We start from the raw sequence: 18,887 nt of genomic DNA, 5'->3' as shown, positions 1-18,887 counted from the left end.
TGGCTGGCACAGTTTACGCAGAGCAAATGAGTAATCTGGTGCCAGCATCCTTTTGTAATAGTTAAATTGTCCTTTTTGTTCCATTTTCTCCGATCCAAGACAATTTCATTCTGGCTGGCGATTCCTTCTTACCCTTATCCAAGGAGTGATCTTATGCCCTGCAGTTGTAAACAGAAGAAAAAGACACCATCCACCACCCCCGATCGCTATGTAACGTTTGACGACATTGATTGTGATGGCAATGCGCGACAACTGATGACGCTCATCCGTAAACACATTGATGATCCCAACAAAACGAATAAGTTCTGGGAATATTTCAAACAAAAGGCAGAAGGTGGCAGTGGCCCGAAACCCGATGACTTGTTTCTGATCCACAGTAATCTGAATCAAATCAGAGAACTGTTTGAACTCTATGAAGATGATATTGCGTTGGCGTTGTTGGATGTGGTTGAAATCGAGTGCTGCTGAAACGACAGAGCCCCGAATCGGGGCTCTGATCAGCGATTAATTTTCGCCGTTATATAACTCTAAATCGGCTGTAGATTCACTCCACTCCCGATCTGCTTTGGCATCATCGTTACGCAAATTGTTCAGATAAGAGAGGTAGGTGTCATTGATGTCGCCGGTAATATATTTACCATTGAATACGGAGGTTTCAAATTGCTTAATCTCCGGATTACATTCACGAACCGCCGCTTCCAAATCAGCCAGATCCTGAAAAATCAGACCATCCGCTCGGATCAACTGACAAATTTCATTCACTTCACGGCCATAGGCGATCAATTCGCTGGCAACCGGCATGTCGATGCCATAGACATTCGGATAACGAATTTCTGGTGCGGCTGAGGCAAAGTAAACTTTCTCAGCACCAGCTTCACGTGCCATATCAACGATCTGAGCTGAGGTGGTACCACGCACGATCGAGTCATCCACTAGCAGTACGCGTTTGCCTTTAAACTCGGAAGAGATGGCATTCAGTTTATTGCGTACTGATTTTTTCCGCTGCGTCTGGCCCGGCATGATGAAAGTACGACCGATGTAGCGGTTTTTCACAAAGCCCTGACGGTATGGTTTACCTAGGATCTGGGCGATTTCCAGCGCGATATCGCACGATGTTTCAGGGATCGGGATCACGACATCGATATCCAGATCTTTCCATTCACGCGCGATTTTCGCACCCAGTTTCTGCCCCATATGCACACGTGCAGCGTAGACAGACACTTTATCAATGAATGAATCCGGACGGGCAAAATAAACATATTCAAAGATACATGGGCAATGATTGGCACTGGCACACTGCTGGGTAAACAGTTCACCCGCCGCTGAGATATACACCGCTTCACCAGGTGCCACATCGCGCATGACTTCAAAACCCTGAACATCGAGCGCTACGCTTTCGGAAGCCACCATATATTCATAGCGACCCGCGACGTCTTCGGATTTGCGACGACCCAAGACCAATGGACGAATACCATTCGGATCGCGGAACGCCAGTAAGCCGTGGCCGATGATGACAGCGACCACCGCATAGGCACCGCGGATCTGGGAATGCACACGGCTGACAGCTTCAAAAATTTCAACAGCAGACAGTTCAGTACCTTCTGTCTTGTCGAGTTCATACGCGAACGTGTTCAATAAAACTTCAGAATCAGAGGTGGTATTGATGTGTCGACGCGTCTGCAGCATCTGCAGTTCTCGCAATTCTTTGGCATTGGTCAGGTTACCGTTGTGAGCCAATGCAATACCGAATGGCGAGTTTACATAGAATGGTTGTGCTTCTGCCGCGCTGGAGCTGCCTGCGGTTGGATAACGAACGTGGCCAATACCGATATTGCCTTTCAGACGTTGCATATGACGTGTTTCAAACACGTCTTTAACGAGACCATTGGCTTTACGCTGCTTGAACATGTTATCGCTGATAGTCACGATCCCTGCGGCGTCCTGCCCGCGGTGTTGTAACACCGTCAGTGAATCATATAAGGCCTGGTTGACAGGACTGGTGCCAACAATGCCGACAATACCACACATCTCTTTTCTTCCTCGAAATGCCAATAATCACTTAATAAAACTTGATGAGTGTTTCATGAATTCAAAGAACCACTTCACCACCACACCAAATTCTGGAATAAGTATGGATTGTTTCCACCAAAGTGCATCGTGTGCACTGGTAAAAGTATCCATAAAAAACAGCAACGCACTTACAATTAATACGCCACGAATAGCACCGAAACAGACCCCCAACACGCGATCCGTCCCAGACAAACCTGTTTTATTCACCAAAACACTGACCACATAATTCACGATGGAGCCCACGATCAACGTTGCAATAAACAACGCGGCGATGGCGATACCATTTCGAATCATGCTGTCGGAAACAGAAGTGAAGTAGACGGCCAGATCACCAAAAAAGCGACTAGCAACAAAGAATGCGGCAAACCAAGTTACCAGAGAAAGGGCTTCTTTAACGAAACCGCGAATCAAACTGATCAGGGATGAAAAACCAATCACCGCCATGATTGCATAATCAATCCAGACCACATGAGCTCCCTGCGTACACCAAAAACTGACGCGCATTTTATCAGAGAGACCCAGGCATTGCTTGCAAAATATGGAGCAGTGAAAAGCAGCAATAAAAATGTCACACGAGCAGGCTAGCATGACCGGCATCACACTATTCAATCTTTATGCGGAATGGTTATCGTGACGACAGAATTAGATGCCATTTTGGCCCAGTCTCAGATACAAACGCTGTTTCAACCTATTTTTGATAATCTGCAACGCTGTGTTCTCGGATATGAAGCACTCAGCCGAGGCCCTTCTGACAGCCTGCTGCATTCGCCGCTGGAACTGTTCCGACATGCCGAGATTGAAAAAAAACAGGCGGAATTAGAACTGCTTTGCATGTCACTGGCAATGCAACGTTTTGTTGCCCAGCAACTGAATGGCAAGTTGTTTGTGAATATTTCACCTTCGGTATTGCTGACCCTCGGAACAGAACCGCTGCTACAAGCGACCCGGGAAGCCGGCATGTCGCCTTTTCTGGTGGTGATTGAACTGACCGAACACCACCCAGCCGCATCGGGTGATGACATCATCCGCATGGTTCACGCCTTGAAAGAGCAAGGTTTCATGGTGGCTATTGATGATTTGGGTGCTGGCAATTCAGGCTTAAGACTCTGGTCGGAGCTCCGGCCGGATTTTGTGAAGCTGGATATTTACTTCGCGGCGAATATTGATAACGATGCCACCAAGCGTCAGTTTGTCGCCAGCCTTTGTGATCTGGCCGGGAAACTGGGTTGCAATATGATTCTGGAAGGCGTTGAACGCAAAGAAGAATATCTGGTTGCCTGTGACATCGGCATTCGTTACTGCCAGGGTTATCTGTTTGGAAAACCCGCAGCGATCCCGTCGCCCTTCCCCGCCGAATTGCTGGTTGACCATGCTACAGATCCTCATCCGACAGCTCCGTTGCAAGATTTACTCGTGCATGTGCCCAGCATAGATCCCGATATTACAGGGATCGCGGCCATGGAATTATTCAAGCAACATCCGGAGATCCACTGTTTCCCGGTGTTAGACCAAAATGCGATGCCGTTGGGAATATTAAAACGACATAGCCTGATGAGTCATTTTGCTGAACCCTTTGGTCATTCGTTATATGCCAGAAGCCAGATCAGCAAATTGATGGATAAACCTATCATTGTCGATGTTCATCAATCGCTGCTGAAAGTAAGCCAGCAACTGGTTGAGCACGAAGAACAGGAAGAGTTGGATGCCTGGTTTATCATTTGCGACGAAGGGAAATACCTCGGGCTTGGACGCTTGCGTGATTTAATGCGCAAGCTGACACAATACAAACTGACGATGGCTCGCTATGCAAATCCACTCACGTTACTGCCCGGTAATGTGCCGATCCAGCGCGCGATTGAAAAAGCGCTCAATGAAAACAAACCATTCCTGCTGGCTTATTGCGATCTGAATGATTTTAAACCGTACAACGATGTTTGCGGTTATGAGCGCGGCGATATGATGATTAAACTGGTCGCACGCCTCCTGCGCCAGTATTTCGGCCAACCCACCAATTTTATTGGTCACTTGGGTGGCGATGATTTTATTCTTTTGTTCCGTCAGCAAGAATGGATCCCATCCATTAAGGCATTACAGGCGGAGTTTCGTCGCCAAAGGCTGCACTACTATCGCAGCGAAGACATTATCAATAATGGCATTTACGGCAAAGATCGGGACGGCAACGCCCGTAAGTTTCCACTGGTCGACCTGTCGGTGGGTATATTCCCGTATACACCGGATCTGCAACTGACCGCCAGTCAGGTCAGCACATCGCTCAGTACCGCCAAACACCGGGCCAAAGGCACACCGGGCCATCTTTACTGTCTTGATAATCAGCGTTTTGACTTTACGTTAACCGAGGCAGCACCGGAAATATCAGTGGTTGGGCTGTGATTTCTGCTTTGCCTGTTGCAGCATTTGCATGAGCCGGGGTTGCTGTTCATGCGCAATGCGCTGGCCTATATTGACCGTTTCTTCCTGCAGCAGCGGTGAATAACGCAAGTATTTCTGTCCGGATGAAGTACGGAAAAACAGGATAAAATCGTGAATTTCCTGCTCGGAAAAATGGCTGTGATATGATCGGGCCAATTCCACTCGCATCCGTTCCCAAGTCAGACTCTCTTTTCCCCATTGCTGAACAACCGACTGATAGCGCGCTAATTCCGGTTGCTGGCGGATCATCCTGTTCAGCACCTGATGACTGAGTAAATTAAATTGCTGCTTGCCCCCCATCACATCGGCAAGGGTTAACGCACTGTCTTCTGCCGCAAAAACAGACGACGACAATAAACCGATACTAATCAACAGCAGGCGGCACATCCATTGACTCATAATTCTGACCTGTATGAATACCTACTGTTAGCATAACGCCCGTTAACGCGGGCGTGAAGCCCCAGTTTGCGGACGTTTACCGCTGGCGGCGGGTTTATTCCGCGAAGGTTTGCCGCCATTCGATGTCTGGGCAGGTTTTGCTGCGGCATGGTTTGCCATCACCGGCTTCTTACCCGATGCTGGCTTGGAATTTGCCGCCCCCGCCGGTTTAGCCTTTTTATGTGGCGTTTCTGTTTTATGCGACGTTTCTGCGCTACGTCTTTGTTGTTCCATCGGCAAATGACGGGTTAACGCAACCTGTCCGGTTTTCTGGAACGATGCCAATTTGCGTTGACGGCTCGGTGTTTTGCTTTCTTCCGGCACCAGACAGCCTGGCCCCTTGCCAATCAGATGGCCCCAGCCTCGCTCCAAAAATGCTTCGCGCAATTTAGGCCAATTAGCCGGATCATGATAACGCAGCACCGCTTTATGGAAACGGCGACGAATTTCACCCTTCGCCACAAACATTTTATCCGATTTGTAATCCACCTTATGCAACGGGTCCAACTCGGTGTAATACATGGTCGTGGCATTTGCCAAAGGCGATGGATAAAAGTTCTGCACCTGATCCAGACGGAAGTTATTTTGCTTCAACCACAAGGCCAAGTTCACCATGTCTTCATCGGTGGTGCCCGGATGCGCGGAAATAAAATACGGGATCAGGAACTGCTCTTTTCCAGCCTCTTTTGAATACTTATCAAACAGCTCTTTAAATTTGTAATAACTGCCCATACCCGGCTTCATCATCTTCGATAACGGGCCTTCCTCGGTATGTTCCGGCGCGATTTTCAGATAACCACCGACGTGGTGTTTCACCAATTCTTTGACATAACGTGGATCTTGTACCGCCAGATCGTAACGTACACCAGAAGCGATCAGGATCTTCTTGATGCCTTTCAGATCACGCGCCTTGCGGTAAAGTTCGATCGTCGGGGTATGATCGGTATCCATATGCGGGCAGATGCTTGGGAATACACATGATGCACGGCGACAGGTTTCTTCGGCGCGAGGGCTCTTACAACGCAGTTTATACATATTCGCGGTTGGGCCACCCAGATCGGAAATCACGCCTGTGAAACCTGGCACTTTGTCGCGGATCTCTTCAATTTCCGTAAGGATCGATTCATGCGAACGACTCTGGATCTGACGCCCTTCGTGTTCAGTGATGGAACAGAATGAGCAACCACCAAAACAACCACGCATGATATTGACCGAGGTTTTGATCATGTCATACGCGGGAATTTTTGCGCCTTTATAGGATGGGTGTGGCACGCGCTGGAATGGCAGTGCAAATATCCAGTCCATTTCTTCCGTGTTCAGTGGCAATGCCGGTGGATTGACCCATACCGTCTTATCCCCGTGCTGTTGCAGCAATGCACGGGCACAACCCGGGTTAGTCTCGTGATGCAGAATACGTGATGTATGGGCATACAACACCCGATCCGCTTTTACCTTTTCATAAGAGGGCAGCAGCACATAGGTTTTTTCCCATGGTTTCGGCTTGGGCGGTTGCACCATAATGGCTTTCGGTTTTTCAGGCTCGACCGGTGCCGCATCGGTGGCACAGGGCGCATTTTCCATATACGGATTCGGGATCGGATCGATATGACCAATCTGATCGATACGCGAAGAATCGACCCCTTTCCACTCCGGCAGCGGCCCTTTGCGCATTACCGCCGTACCTCGGATATCCTGCATTTCTGCCACCGTCTCACCACGAGCAAAACGGTGCGCAATTTCTGTCAATGGGCGTTCCGCATTACCAAATACCAGAATATCCGCTTTGGCATCGACCAAGACGGAACGGCGAATGGTTTCTGACCAGTAATCATAGTGACCAATGCGACGCAATGACGCTTCAATGCCCCCCAGAACAACCGGCACATCTTTATACGCTTCTTTACAGCGTTGCGAATAAACCAGCGTGGCGCGATCCGGGCGCTTACCCCCTTCGTTATTCGGCGTGTAAGCATCGTCATGGCGTAATTTTTTATCAGCGGTATAACGATTGATCATCGAATCCATGTTACCGGCACTGACGCCGAAAAACAGGTTCGGTTTGCCCAGCTTCATGAAATCTGTTTTGCTGTTCCAGTCTGGCTGACAAATCAGACCGACACGGAAACCCTGCGCTTCCAGAAAGCGACCGACAATCGCCATCCCGAAACTAGGATGATCCACATAGGCATCACCACAAACCACAATGATGTCACAACTATCCCAGCCTAATTGCTCCATCTCTTCACGAGACATCGGCAGGAAAGGTGCAGGTCCAAAACATTCAGCCCAATATTTTGGATAATCAAAGAGTAAGGTTTCTGGTTGGATCATGGCTTTCTACATCACTGATAAAAATGGCGGCGGATTATAGCCCGTGTCAGGCAGCTTGGCGATGGTTATTTTTTAACCACATTAAGCACAAGGATATCACAACTGATGTGCTTAATCCGGTATCGTCGAAAACTCAGCCCATAACGGGTTGTGACTTGAGGTATTGGTTGATCGGGATTCTGTACGCCGTAAAGTGAGTTTACGATAAAAAATATGGTCAACGGGTTCAGAGATCTCTCTGACTCGCAGATCGGGCGACGGCAACGCCTCATCGAATCGGTTTAACTGTGCCAGTTTCGATAAATAATGAACTCGTCTATGACCCCAACTGGAAAAATCGCCCGCCACAATCACAGGTCCGGGATAATGATTAGCAATTTGAAATACCCGGGTCATCTGGCGAATGTAGGCCGCCATTCCCAGTTCAAAATTGATACCATGAACATTCGCGACCAAGAGCGGATAGTGGCTGTTCTCCAGCGGATAAAGTGTCAGTAATATCGACTTGGGCAAACGACTGACCGGTTCCAAGTCCTTCAAGGAACACGCATATAACGCCTGATTAGCTGTTGCAGCTAAAACCCCTGTCGTCTCTCCTTCCACTTGAAAGGTCTGCAACTGTAACCAATTTAAACGGGCTTTTTGCAACAATTGTGAAAATGCCGGACGCCCCATGGTTTCCTGAAGCAATAACACGTCGCTGCGCTGCGACCATACCGTTAATTCTTTTTGCCAGTTGGCTCGTTGAAATTTATGTAAATTCCAGGTAGTGACATGGAAGGTCGATTTTAAACCGCTCCCCGCTGGTTTGACACTGGGGATGATATCCGGACAACGCTCGATTAAACGAGTTCCGTTGTTGCTGGAGAGGATTTCATGCGATGGGATCTCTAAGCAACCACTCAAAAAAACAGCAGCAATGACACCGATTAAAACACCTAATTTCATTGCTCACCTGCGGCATGCTGTTGTAACCACTGAAAAAGATCTGTGATTTGATAACGATAATTCAGTGCTCGTTCTACTTTGTCAGCTTCAATCCAGCGACCATCATCATTCATATCACTGAAGTGCGGCTCGGGTAACCCTGCGAGCAGACAAGCCTGATGATAAAAGGCAGCCCGCGTTGGGTGCGTAGGCGCCGCCAGATTAAAGATATCACTCTGGGTACAAGACAATAAGGCCCTGATACAGCCTATCACATCGGTTTGATGAACCAGATTAACAACCCGCCCACCGCCATCCAGCGTTTTACTGCTGAGAAACCGGCCAGGATAGCGTCCGGGGCCAAACAATCCGGCAGGACGCAGAATATGCCAACAGGAGAAACCAGCTTGTTGCACATACTGTTCGACTTGTACCAAGGATTCTGCTTGTGTAGTTTCAGGCTGCAAGGGGGATAATTCGTTACAATGACCATTGCCGCCGTAAACTGATGTTGAGCTGATATAGATCAGATGCCTGACCCCACACTGCTTAGCCTGTGTGATCAGTCTTTGCAGCGTAGCAACGTAATGCGGTGTTTTTCCGGGCGGGATCGTGATAATCATCATCGGCGCCAGCAAAGACTCTGGCAGCGATGTCTGCTCCCCTGCTTGCCAGCAAACCACCGCGACATCCGTTTCTTCCGCAGATAATTGCTGTTGCTTGGTCACACTGGTGACCGATCCCTGAACCCGAAAACCATCGCTTGCCAAGCGTTTAGCTAAAGGCCATCCCAGCCAGCCGAGACCAATAATGGAAATATCACAAGTCACCATGCTGGCTCCGGGGTTAATAGCGTAGTCGGCGTTCACTGTCAGTCAGAAAATTGATTGGCCGGTTTAAACGTTCCTGATAGATCGCGCTGTAAACCAAAACATTTTGTACGTAATTCCGAGTTTCTCGATATGGAATGTTTTCTACCCACAAATCGACAGGCTGCCCACTACTTTGTTGCCGCCATTTTTTCACCCGGCCCGGCCCAGCATTGTAGGCTGCTGTCGCCAACACCCGATTACCATCGTATTGATCCAGTAATCCTTTGATGTAGGCACTGCCCAAACGCACGTTGGTATCCGCATTGGTTAATGCCAGTGGAGACGGTGGCGTTTCACCTAATTTTTTCGCTGTGAGCGCTGCCGTCGATGGCATTAACTGCATTAACCCTGAAGCCCCCACTTGTGACTGCGCGCGTTCATACATGGCACTTTCCTGACGCGCTAACGCATATAACAGACTCATGTCCACATCGTGTGCTTTGGCATAGCGGCTAAACACCGCTTGTTTCGGGGTTGGAAAGCGTAACGACAATGCATTTTTAGCCCGGGCTCGAATACTAGCCTGGATACCTAAATGTGCCCAGCCGCGTTGTTGTGCCACCAACCCTAATTGCAGCTTATTGTCATAATTGGCCTGATCTAGCAGGAACAACCACTCGCTGCGTGCCATTCCGGTTTCATCCAGCGCAATCAATTCCTCGATGCGAGATAAGGCAGGCCACAAACGCACAGCTTCTTTCCAATTGTATTCGGGTTGCAGATTGTCTTCGGTAATATGAATTGGCATCCCCGCTTGTTCAGCCGCCATGAAACCATAATAACTGCGATCATAACTCGCTTGCTGAAATAGGGCCTTGGCATGGGATTGATTGCCTAGCTGTTGTTCTGCCCGTGCCAGCCAGTAAGACCAGTGAATATCATCCCTGCCAGCCCGAGGCATCAGATTGATCCATTTCTTCACTCCGGCCCAATCCATCTCAGCCAATGCAAGACGCACTCGTAACTCCAGCAAATCATTGTTGCGTAATTGCAATAATGTACTGTCCAGCCACGAACGCGATGTCTTAATGCGTTCGAGCATCATGTCACGGGCAATCTGGGTTTTGACTGCCACCAGATCTGATTCGCTTAACTGATAACGCGCCTTGATAGAGAGATAACGCCCCAGCACTGATTCCGTACTGTTGTCGGCCCAACGCTGTAATGCCAGGCTGGCAATTTCGCGCGTTCTTGCTCCGCTGGTAACAGGTAACAGGGTTTCCACTTTTTCAGGTTGTGAATAAACAGATATGAGCTTGCTGGCTTGGTAAATACCATTGCTGCTGCTCATCTGTTGCAACAGATGATTCATCAGACGCAAGTCATCGGCTTTGAATGCCAAGACCATGCGTTTCCACACATCTTCTTCAGTAACCCCACCCGACTCTTTCCATAGCGCGAATAAGCTATCACAGGTTGCAGGTCGGGAATGGCCGTAAAACCAGATGCTGCGGGCAAAATTGACGGCTTTATCTGTTTGTCCGGTCTGGTATTGCGCCATATGCCAGGCACAGCGCAGCGTCATGGATTGCGGCTCATCGGGTTGTAACTGCAAATATTCATGCCACATATTATTCTGCATCAACAGATAGGCATACCGCTCCGTCAGTCGGCTTGACAGATAACTTTGCGGATATTGCGCCACAAAATGCTGCACCTCAGCCAGACGGTTAATATCTGGCTGATAAGAAAGCGCGTAGTAATCCAGATAGGGTAATAAAGGGTAATCTGCGAGTTCTTCTTTAGCTGAAGCCAGCGAATTGAACTTACCGTCTTTAACTTGCTGGGAAACAGACATAAAACGGGCGCGTTGAGCCGATAACGATGATGATGCCATCACATTGAATGCCATCAATCCGCTGAGTAACAGCACCACTATTCGCATATTCATGAAGATGCAATCCATCCCGGGTATAACGATACAACAGCACAACTCCGGCTGTAACGAGAGAATTATAAACTCAGCACTTGTGCACCGACAGAAAATTTATAGGTTCCGGACAGACTTATTTTTATTGAGATGCACTGAGACGTATTCGCCCATCACCTCTGCTGCCAACGGCTTACTGGCCAGATACCCTTGATAAAAATGGCAGGATTGCTGTTTTAAGAATTGCAGCTGCTGGCGCGTTTCCACCCCTTCAGCTGTCACATTAAAACCAAGATGACGCGCCATAGCCAGCACCGCTTCGACGATGGCCATATTGCTGACATCGCTGGGAATACCTTTGATAAAGGTACGATCTATTTTCAATTCATTCACGGGTAAACGCGTTAAATAGCCCAGCGAGGAATATCCCGTACCAAAATCATCAATCGAGAAACTTACACCGATCGACTTTAATTCGGTCATTTTCTGTATGGTGTTTTCCAGCCCTTCCAGCACGGCTGATTCGGTAATTTCCAGATTCAGGGCTTCCGGAAACATGCCGGTTTTATCCAACACTTCATAAACACTATCGATAAAACCGGAATGATGGAATTGCTTCGCACTGACATTCACTGAGAGCTGCGGCAATTTGATATTCATGTCATACCAGCACATGTATTGCTGGCAGGCCTCTTCCATCACCCACCGCCCGATATCAATAATAAGATCGGTTTCTTCGGCAATCGGAATGAACTCAACCGGGCTAACCATCACACCTTCGGCTGTCTGCCAGCGGATCAGTGCCTCGGCACCGATCAATTCGCCAGTCGCCACCATATGCTGAGGCTGATAATGCAACGACAACTCATGGTTACGTAAGGCATCCCGCAATTGGTTATGAATACGCAGACGCTTATCCACCTTCCGCTGCATTCCTGCATCAAATGCCCGAACCGTGCTGCGACCATCGGCTTTGGCCTGATACATCGCAGTATCAGCCTGTTTCAGTAAATCACCGGGGGTCTGGTCTCGGGTAGGGTAAAGCGTAATACCGACGCTTGCCCCCAGGTGCAGCACTTGATCTGAATAATAATAAGGCGCTGATACTGCCTCGATCACCTGTTCCGCCAACATGGTTGCATGCATTTCTGCTTGTGGTGGATTACTGGATAATCCCGGTAATAACGCAACAAATTCATCGCCGCCCAGACGGGCTAATTCATCATCTTTATGGAAAAAAGGTTTCAATCGTTCAGCAACCTGCTGCAAAACCCAATCGCCCGCAGCATGCCCCAGGGAATCATTAATATCCTTGAAATGATCCAGATCGATAAACAGCAAAGCACCAACTTCATCCTGTGCTTTTGCCTGTGCAAACAACACATTGACCTGTTCCAGCAAACGCCGACGATTGGCAAGCCCAGTCAACTCATCATAATAGGCTAATGCCTGAATCCGCTGACTGGTTCGAACCCGCTCGGAAAGATCATCAATGTTGATCACATAATACATGAGGCGGTCGGCCTCATCGTGTACCGGTGTCCAGTTTTCCCATTGAGGGTATAACCCGCCATCCTGACGGCGACGCTCTACTTCCCCGCTCCAAGGCTCGCCTTTGAGTAGCGAAGCATAGTGGGTGTCAGAGAACGTCCAGAAGTTATAACCCAGCACCGAGCCCACCACTTCTCCGGCACGCCATCCGGTAATATCGCTGAACGCTTTATTGACCCGCACGATGGTGAGTGACGGGTCGGTGATAATACAGCCCTTATTAGTATCAAAAGCAACCGATGCCAGACGCAGTTCAAGTTCATTCTGATAACGAAGTAATTCAGCTTCTATTCGTGCCAGTAAAGGCTGCAATGCCCTGACTAAATCAGCTGGTTCGGGAGGGCTGGTGACAAATGTCAATGCCAGATGCCCCACAATGCGCTGTTGGCTATGTCTCAGCGGCACTGCAATAAGCCACTCGGGTTGATTAATCCCACTTAATGGCACATCAGGTTTTGCCTGAACAATCCAGTTACCGGTCAAATAAAGTTGATGACAACTGCTTTCCTGTAGCAGATAACTGTGATGTTCCTGTTCGAATGTGGGTAAACCATGTTCAGCAATGATTTTAATGGATGCAGGGCCATGACCTACCTGCATTCGTTCGCCGATCCAAACCGATTCAGCCCCTGTTTTCTCAGCCAGTTGAGTTACCAGCTCATTAAAAAAAGCATGACCAGTTCGGGTAGCCAGTTGATAGGTTAGCTGGTTAAGCGATTGTTGCCATAAAAGACGATACCAGGACGCCGTATCCGGTTTTAACATGTGCAACGCCTGAACCGCCAATTCAACGAAGTGACCAATCAAGACTCGATAATTATCCGGCCAGTGGCTTTCCTGGCTCTTTCTGCAAACCAATACGCCTTGTCTTTCTTCATCACAGGTTACACGGGCAAGAATAATATCAACGGGCTCATCGCCAATCGGGGTATCACGTAAGCGCTCATCTAAATGTGCGGCGGGCAGTTCCAGAATTGATTCTTTGGCAAAGGATTCAGCGATGGCAGGTGCAGCACTGATGGGAATACTAAGACCAATCCGTTCAGGCTGAGTAATATCCTGCAAACAGATAGTTTCCTGAGTTGCAGGGTGATACACCCAGAAAGTCACCTTTCCAGCTCTTAATAACGTCTGCATCATCTGACATAGTTGTCTGATATGCGCTTCAAAAGCCGCCACGGACAAGCTATCAATATTTTGATAAGACAACAGACTCGATACTGGCGCAGATAACATCATGTTCGCTTGATAGCCTGTTCTTATTGCAACTTCTCACTGAACTAGCGCATCACACTAGTCATTTAATTTGTTCAACTATGACACAGGTGTCATTTATCTGGCAACCCCACACACAAGCTGCTGCCAACCAGGATCACACATTAATAAATTCCAACATTTTCCCTCTAATATGGTGATGATTGTCACAAAATTTGTTTTTCAAATCACTATTCTGAATATGTGGGTTGTAGAAAACAAAGCAGGAGGATGCGACTATGCTGCTCGAAATTACCAGCAAAATTATTGATGTAACCCCATCCATCCGCGAGTATGTGACATCCAAATTTGAAAAATTGGAACGCATGCAGGTCCCGATGATTTCTCCACATGTATATGTTGGCAAGGAAGGTGAACGTTACGTTATTGAAGCCAGAATTCAGATCCCATTTGGTAAATTATTTGCTGAAGCTGAACATGAAGATCTTTATGCAGCTATAAATGCATTAGAACAAAAACTGGAACGTCAGATCATTCGACATATTCATCGCCCAGATGCCCGTCGCAACAGAAATGCGCATCGCCAGAATTCCATGGCCGCCATGTTCTGATTTATCTGTATTCCCAAGCGCGTCACATGACGCGCTTTTTTATTGCCGCTCCGCATCAAACACCTGTTGCTCTAATTGCCGATGCAGCAATTCATAGCGTTTATCTGCCCGCTGTAACTGAATTTTTTCACACCACAGTAAACTCACCATGTCTACCACCGGCAACATTCGCTTAACTCGCTCGATGCTGCAATCACCACCAGCTCCCTGATAAACCCGAATCAATAGCTGTTGTTGGGCTGCATCGAACATTCCGGCGCGGCAAATACCGGCTAATTCAAATGCCGGATCGCCCATCGCGGCATATTCCCAGTCAATCAGCCAGGGCTTTTCCCCCAACAAATTGGAAGGGTTAATGTCGTTATGACAGAAAACCGGCCGACAGGGAGCAGATGCCCTGAGCATCGTTTGTAATTGAACCACCTGCTGTTTTAATGCGGTATCCAGCCGGGGCAAATCATCCATAAACCGCTGAAGATAGTCTGAAAGATCCAATACCTTGAGCTGACCTGCTAATGCATGCACTCGGGCTGTGAGTTGCCCCAACCGGGCAATACCGGCAGCAGAAGAAAAATAATCAACTTGCCACACCGGTTCCTCACACCAAGCCATGACCAATTGTTGCCCATCGTCTGAGGAATAGAGAATTTCAGGAATCAATCCATCGGCATAAGCGATCTGTAATGCCTGACGCTCCTGTTCCCGGTCAATATACAACGCCTCCGGGTGCGCAATGCCCTGACGATAAAAGTAATGTTGGTTTTGATGGGTAAGGCGAAAGGCACTGTTGGTTAGCCCAGATCCCAACAGTGTTCTTTCGGCGTAAAGATAGGGCGCCGGCAATCCAGACATGATCACTTACGAGCGTATTGCTTATCAGTGAATAACAACTCGCCAGATTTCAGATTCATCATGTGGGTTGTCAGTTGATAGGTATTGCTCTTTTTAAGATGGGTTACTGCACCGTATAACATTAAATCCGCTCCCGTTTGTCTGCCCAGTTGCACGGCAATAGACGGGTTCATTGAACCTTCGCTTTGCTGATAATCCAGCGATTGCTGATAAGCAGCGTTTTTTTCCAGCGGAATTAACTGAAAACGACCCGATCTAGCCAGCTCTTTATGCAATACAGCCGTAACCTTGTCCATATCTTGGGTGTTAGGCGTACTGTTGCGGATCATATCGACGTATAAGGTAGGTTTTGATCCCAGATCCAGTTTGGCACTTCGTTTTACCACCGCCACGGCAGCACGTTTTGCTAACGGCTGAAAATCAACAGGTTTTATTTTCTGTGGTGCCTGAGTTTGCACACTGCCCGTAGTGATGATCTGCCCGCCAGAACCTTTGCCGGATGATTGATATTGCGTGGTATTACAGCCCGCCAACACCAGGGCGCCCAGCAATAGTAATCCTGAACAGGCATTTTCCCGGTGCATACGAAATGTCATCATCAGGCGTCAACCTGTACCAGCCGACCAATGCGTTTGCCGCCCAGCAAATGCATATGTAAATGAAAGACTTCCTGTCCGCCATCACGGTTACAATTTACGACCAAACGGTAGCCTGACTCATCAATGCCCTCTTCGGCAGCCAGTTTGCGCGCCACGGTAAACAGACGTCCCAGGGCCACTTCATCTTCCGTTGAAACATCGTTGACCGTCGGGATCACCTTGTTGGGCACAATCAAAATATGGGTAGGTGCTTGCGGATGAATATCACGGAAAGCACTGACCAGCTCATCCTGATACAGTAGTTTTGCCGGAATTTCCTGACGGATGATTTTACTGAAAATTGTTTCCTCGGCCATGGTGCATCCTTAATCAATAAAATAATGAGACTCAAACAAAAAATGTCGTCTATTCTGGCACAGTCATTTTTTCAATACAGTACAAAATGACTGAGCCCATTTAGCACAACTCTATCGCCCCTTTCCCTACCCCTTCATACGCCACTACTTTCAACTTTTTGTGGTCGAGCTGAGGTTTCAACTGGCGGGCGATATAAGCAGCCAACAGTTCAACCGTCGTATCTGTATCGATAATTTCACAACTTTCTTTTGGAATAGCGAGTTGGAAATCACCTTGAGCAGAACGATAACGGAAACAATAATGCTGTTCATCATTGGCTAATTCCAGACCGGTTTCACTCAGTTCCAGTTCAGACAACGAGACTAGATCTTCTGCCGTGCCCAAATAGATATCCTGCCAGCGAGTTGCCCAATATTGCTCCAGCGAATGATCGCGAGCACCATCAACCCACAACTCAATCATCGAACGATGACCGTGCGCGATGCGTTGACAATTTCCGTCATGTTTCTTCAAGCCATGCGTATAGTGATAACTCGGCGTCGGAATCGCTTCATGGCGTAAGGTAATGGTCAATCCGTCGATATTGCCCGGCAACTGTTCACGGATCAGTGCTAGCAGATAGTCGGTGACCGATTCGGTCGTGATTTCAGCATCTGGAATGATGGCAAATGCCTGATCCGGACAATGCAAATGGATGGTATGGTCATCAGAGAGAAAATCGACATACAGATACCCTGCTACTGCCGGTTCAATCATTGTTTCAGGCGCTTTTTGAGGCACGAGCAAACGATGATCCACATGCGTATCAATAATGGCTTTAAGCTGTTTTTTTACCCTGGCAAAATCAAACAGCATGCTCATTTCATTGAGTTCACCGGTTAACTCAACATCCACTAACCAACTGTCACCCACTATACCGCGGTGAGGACATAAGTAAGCCGCATCGATGACGGTCAGGTCGCGTACAAATAAAATCATGTGATAACCCTATTAATCTTGAGTATCTGACAGGCGTATTTGCGTTTATCATTATTACAATATCCCTGCCAATAAGTATGTGACTTCCATGAACAGACTGTTAATTAAAAATGCCACCCTGGTCAATGAAGATCGTCAACAGCAAGCTGATGTCTTAATCGTCAATCAGCGAATCGAAAAAATCGCAACCACAATTGAGCATGATGGCCAGAGCCAACTCATCGATGCCAGCGGATTATATCTGCTGCCGGGCATGATCGACGATCAGGTTCATTTTCGTGAACCGGGACTGACACATAAAGGCACTTTGGCCAGCGAATCGCGTGCGGCTGTCGCCGGAGGCACAACCAGTTTTATGGAAATGCCGAATACCAATCCGCAAACAATAACAGTGGATGCACTGGAAGCCAAATATGCATTGGCCAGTCAAAAAGCGATTGCCAATCATAGTTTCTATTTTGGTGCTACGAACGATAATTTAGAACAGATCAAACTGCTGGATGCCAACCAGACCTGTGGTATCAAGGTATTTATGGGTGCTTCCACCGGTAATATGCTGGTGGATAATGCCGATACACTGGCGGCTATCTTCCGTGAAGCACCAATGTTGATCGCAACACATTGCGAAAACACCCCTATGATCAAAATTTTGGAAGATGAGGCGCGGAAGAAATACGGTGACGACGTTCCGGCCCGGGAGCACGCCAATATTCGTTCTGCAGATGCCTGCTATGCCTCATCCAGCATGGCCGTTGAACTGGCCAAAAAATACAATGCCAAGCTGCATGTGTTGCACATTACCACAGCCAAGGAACTCGAACTCTTTACCGCCAGCCAGTCACTCAGTGAATTGGCCCGTAAAAACATCACCGCGGAAGTGTGCGCTCATCATCTGTTCTTTAATCAGGCAGATTACGACCGTCTGGGTCATTTAATTAAATGCAACCCATCGATTAAAACGGCAGCTGACCAGCAAGCCTTACAGGCTGCAGTCAACAGCGGCGTTATTGATATTATTGCGACCGACCATGCTCCACATACCTGGCAGGAAAAGCAGAATACCTATTTTCAGGCCCCGTCAGGATTGCCACTGTGTCAGCACGCCTTAGTGTCACTGCTGGAACATTATCACAACGGCATATTCTCACTGGAAACAATCGTAAAACGCACTGCGCATGCAGTGGCCGAACGCTATCAAATCCGTGAACGGGGTTACATCCGTGAGGGTTATTTTGCCGATCTGGTATTGGTTGACCTCAACAGCCCTTATCTGGTCACACCGGAAAATACACTCTATTTATGTGGCTGGTCACCGTTTGAAGGTTATCAATTCCGTAGTCGAATTCACACCACCTTGGTCAATGGCACAATCGCCTACCAAAATGGACAAATTCAGACTGAGCGATTTGGCCAACGCCTGCAATTTGATCGTCATTAATTGTGCAGAACTTCAGCAATTGATGCTTTGCTGCACGACGTACGGTTGACAGGCTCAAGGGTGGAACATAGACTCTGCAACCGTTAAGCAATGATTTTGTTTAATTTCGGCGCGTAGCGCAGCCAGGTAGCGCACTGTCATGGGGTGTCAGGGGTCGGAGGTTCAAATCCTCTCGCGCCGACCAAATTATCCCGATAAAGAGACTAGCTTTTTAAGCTGGTCTTTTTCTTTTTTTAAATCCGCAAACGACAAAACAGTGGTAATGCTTTGGTAAAACAGAGCGTCAAGGGTTCAGATCCTTTATCACCGACCACAGATAAAAAGCCCCACATCAGTGGGGGCTTTTGT

Annotated in this window: 16 protein-coding genes and 1 tRNA gene; 5 read left to right on the top strand and 12 right to left on the bottom strand. The window is 48.0% G+C overall.

The features are described from left to right. Nucleotides 1–153 precede the first annotated feature (153 nt). Nucleotides 154–468, top strand: a complete 315-nt coding sequence (gene cowN, locus H027_RS0111985; protein ID WP_024872698.1) for a N(2)-fixation sustaining protein CowN — start codon at nt 154–156, stop codon at nt 466–468. A gap of 36 nt (nt 469–504) precedes the next feature. Here cowN and purF read toward each other — a convergent pair whose 3' ends face one another. Beyond that, a complete protein-coding gene (gene purF / locus H027_RS0111980; protein WP_024872697.1) occupies nt 505–2,028 on the bottom strand; it encodes an amidophosphoribosyltransferase in 1,524 nt (507 codons plus the stop codon). Nucleotides 2,029–2,055: 27 nt separating this feature from the next. Next, a complete protein-coding gene (locus H027_RS0111975; RefSeq protein ID WP_024872696.1) occupies nt 2,056–2,538 on the bottom strand; it encodes a CvpA family protein in 483 nt (160 codons plus the stop codon). Between the two features lie 162 nt (nt 2,539–2,700). Here H027_RS0111975 and H027_RS0111970 point away from each other — a divergent pair, with 162 nt between their 5' ends. After that, nucleotides 2,701–4,461, top strand: a complete 1,761-nt coding sequence (locus H027_RS0111970; RefSeq protein ID WP_051448988.1) for a GGDEF domain-containing protein — start codon at nt 2,701–2,703, stop codon at nt 4,459–4,461. Here the strand turns inward: H027_RS0111970 and H027_RS0111965 are convergent. From H027_RS0111965 to H027_RS19260, 6 genes are all read right to left on the bottom strand, one after another. Next, a complete protein-coding gene (locus H027_RS0111965; RefSeq protein WP_081741494.1) occupies nt 4,444–4,899 on the bottom strand; it encodes a DUF2059 domain-containing protein in 456 nt (151 codons plus the stop codon). The two genes, H027_RS0111970 and H027_RS0111965, sit on opposite strands and share 18 nt — an antisense overlap. A gap of 42 nt (nt 4,900–4,941) precedes the next feature. Beyond that, complete coding sequence (locus H027_RS0111960) at nt 4,942–7,266, bottom strand: YgiQ family radical SAM protein (RefSeq protein WP_024872693.1); 2,325 nt, start codon at nt 7,264–7,266, stop codon at nt 4,942–4,944. Nucleotides 7,267–7,380: 114 nt separating this feature from the next. Then, nucleotides 7,381–8,217 carry an endonuclease/exonuclease/phosphatase family protein gene (locus H027_RS0111955; RefSeq protein ID WP_024872692.1) on the bottom strand — a complete coding sequence of 279 codons (837 nt, stop codon included), beginning with the start codon at nt 8,215–8,217 and terminating at the stop codon, nt 7,381–7,383. Further along, nucleotides 8,214–9,029, bottom strand: coding sequence for an NAD-dependent epimerase/dehydratase family protein (locus H027_RS0111950; RefSeq protein ID WP_024872691.1), 816 nt, complete (start codon nt 9,027–9,029; stop codon nt 8,214–8,216). The genes H027_RS0111955 and H027_RS0111950 overlap by 4 nt, the downstream gene beginning before the upstream one ends. Before the next feature lie 13 nt (nt 9,030–9,042). Then, nucleotides 9,043–10,959, bottom strand: coding sequence for a transglycosylase SLT domain-containing protein (locus tag H027_RS0111945; RefSeq protein WP_051448987.1), 1,917 nt, complete (start codon nt 10,957–10,959; stop codon nt 9,043–9,045). Nucleotides 10,960–11,055: 96 nt separating this feature from the next. Continuing rightward, entirely contained in the window at nt 11,056–13,728 is a 2,673-nt protein-coding gene (locus H027_RS19260; RefSeq protein ID WP_024872689.1) for a putative bifunctional diguanylate cyclase/phosphodiesterase, read from the bottom strand. A 254-nt stretch (nt 13,729–13,982) separates the two neighbouring features. Between H027_RS19260 and hpf the strand changes: the two genes are divergently transcribed. Continuing rightward, entirely contained in the window at nt 13,983–14,315 is a 333-nt protein-coding gene (gene hpf / locus H027_RS0111935; protein WP_024872688.1) for a ribosome hibernation-promoting factor, HPF/YfiA family, read from the top strand. Nucleotides 14,316–14,354: 39 nt separating this feature from the next. On the opposite strand, the gene H027_RS0111930 is transcribed toward hpf, so the two are convergent. From H027_RS0111930 to H027_RS0111915, 4 genes are all read right to left on the bottom strand, one after another. After that, the gene (locus H027_RS0111930; RefSeq protein WP_038149272.1) at nt 14,355–15,167 is read right to left on the bottom strand and encodes a choline/ethanolamine kinase family protein; all 813 of its coding nucleotides are present in this window, start codon (nt 15,165–15,167) and stop codon (nt 14,355–14,357) included. A gap of 2 nt (nt 15,168–15,169) precedes the next feature. Beyond that, nucleotides 15,170–15,766 carry a hypothetical protein gene (locus H027_RS0111925; RefSeq protein WP_024872686.1) on the bottom strand — a complete coding sequence of 199 codons (597 nt, stop codon included), beginning with the start codon at nt 15,764–15,766 and terminating at the stop codon, nt 15,170–15,172. Continuing rightward, nucleotides 15,766–16,122, bottom strand: a complete 357-nt coding sequence (locus H027_RS0111920) for an HIT domain-containing protein (RefSeq protein WP_024872685.1) — start codon at nt 16,120–16,122, stop codon at nt 15,766–15,768. The genes H027_RS0111925 and H027_RS0111920 overlap by 1 nt, the downstream gene beginning before the upstream one ends. Nucleotides 16,123–16,222: 100 nt before the next feature. Then, a complete protein-coding gene (locus H027_RS0111915; protein WP_024872684.1) occupies nt 16,223–17,101 on the bottom strand; it encodes a 6-carboxytetrahydropterin synthase in 879 nt (292 codons plus the stop codon). A gap of 88 nt (nt 17,102–17,189) precedes the next feature. On the opposite strand from H027_RS0111915, the gene H027_RS0111910 reads away from it, so the two are divergent. Together H027_RS0111910 and H027_RS0111905 are read left to right on the top strand one after the other, a co-directional pair. Further along, entirely contained in the window at nt 17,190–18,539 is a 1,350-nt protein-coding gene (locus H027_RS0111910; protein ID WP_024872683.1) for a dihydroorotase, read from the top strand. Nucleotides 18,540–18,646: 107 nt separating this feature from the next. After that, a tRNA-Pro gene (locus tag H027_RS0111905) sits at nt 18,647–18,723 on the top strand. Nucleotides 18,724–18,887: the final 164 nt, after the last annotated feature.

It is taken from the genome of Tolumonas lignilytica, from assembly GCF_000527035.1.
Classification (GTDB): domain Bacteria; phylum Pseudomonadota; class Gammaproteobacteria; order Enterobacterales; family Aeromonadaceae; genus Tolumonas; species Tolumonas lignilytica.
The sequence above is the reverse complement of the archived record's forward strand: the minus strand, read 5'-3'. Positions and strand labels throughout refer to the sequence as shown.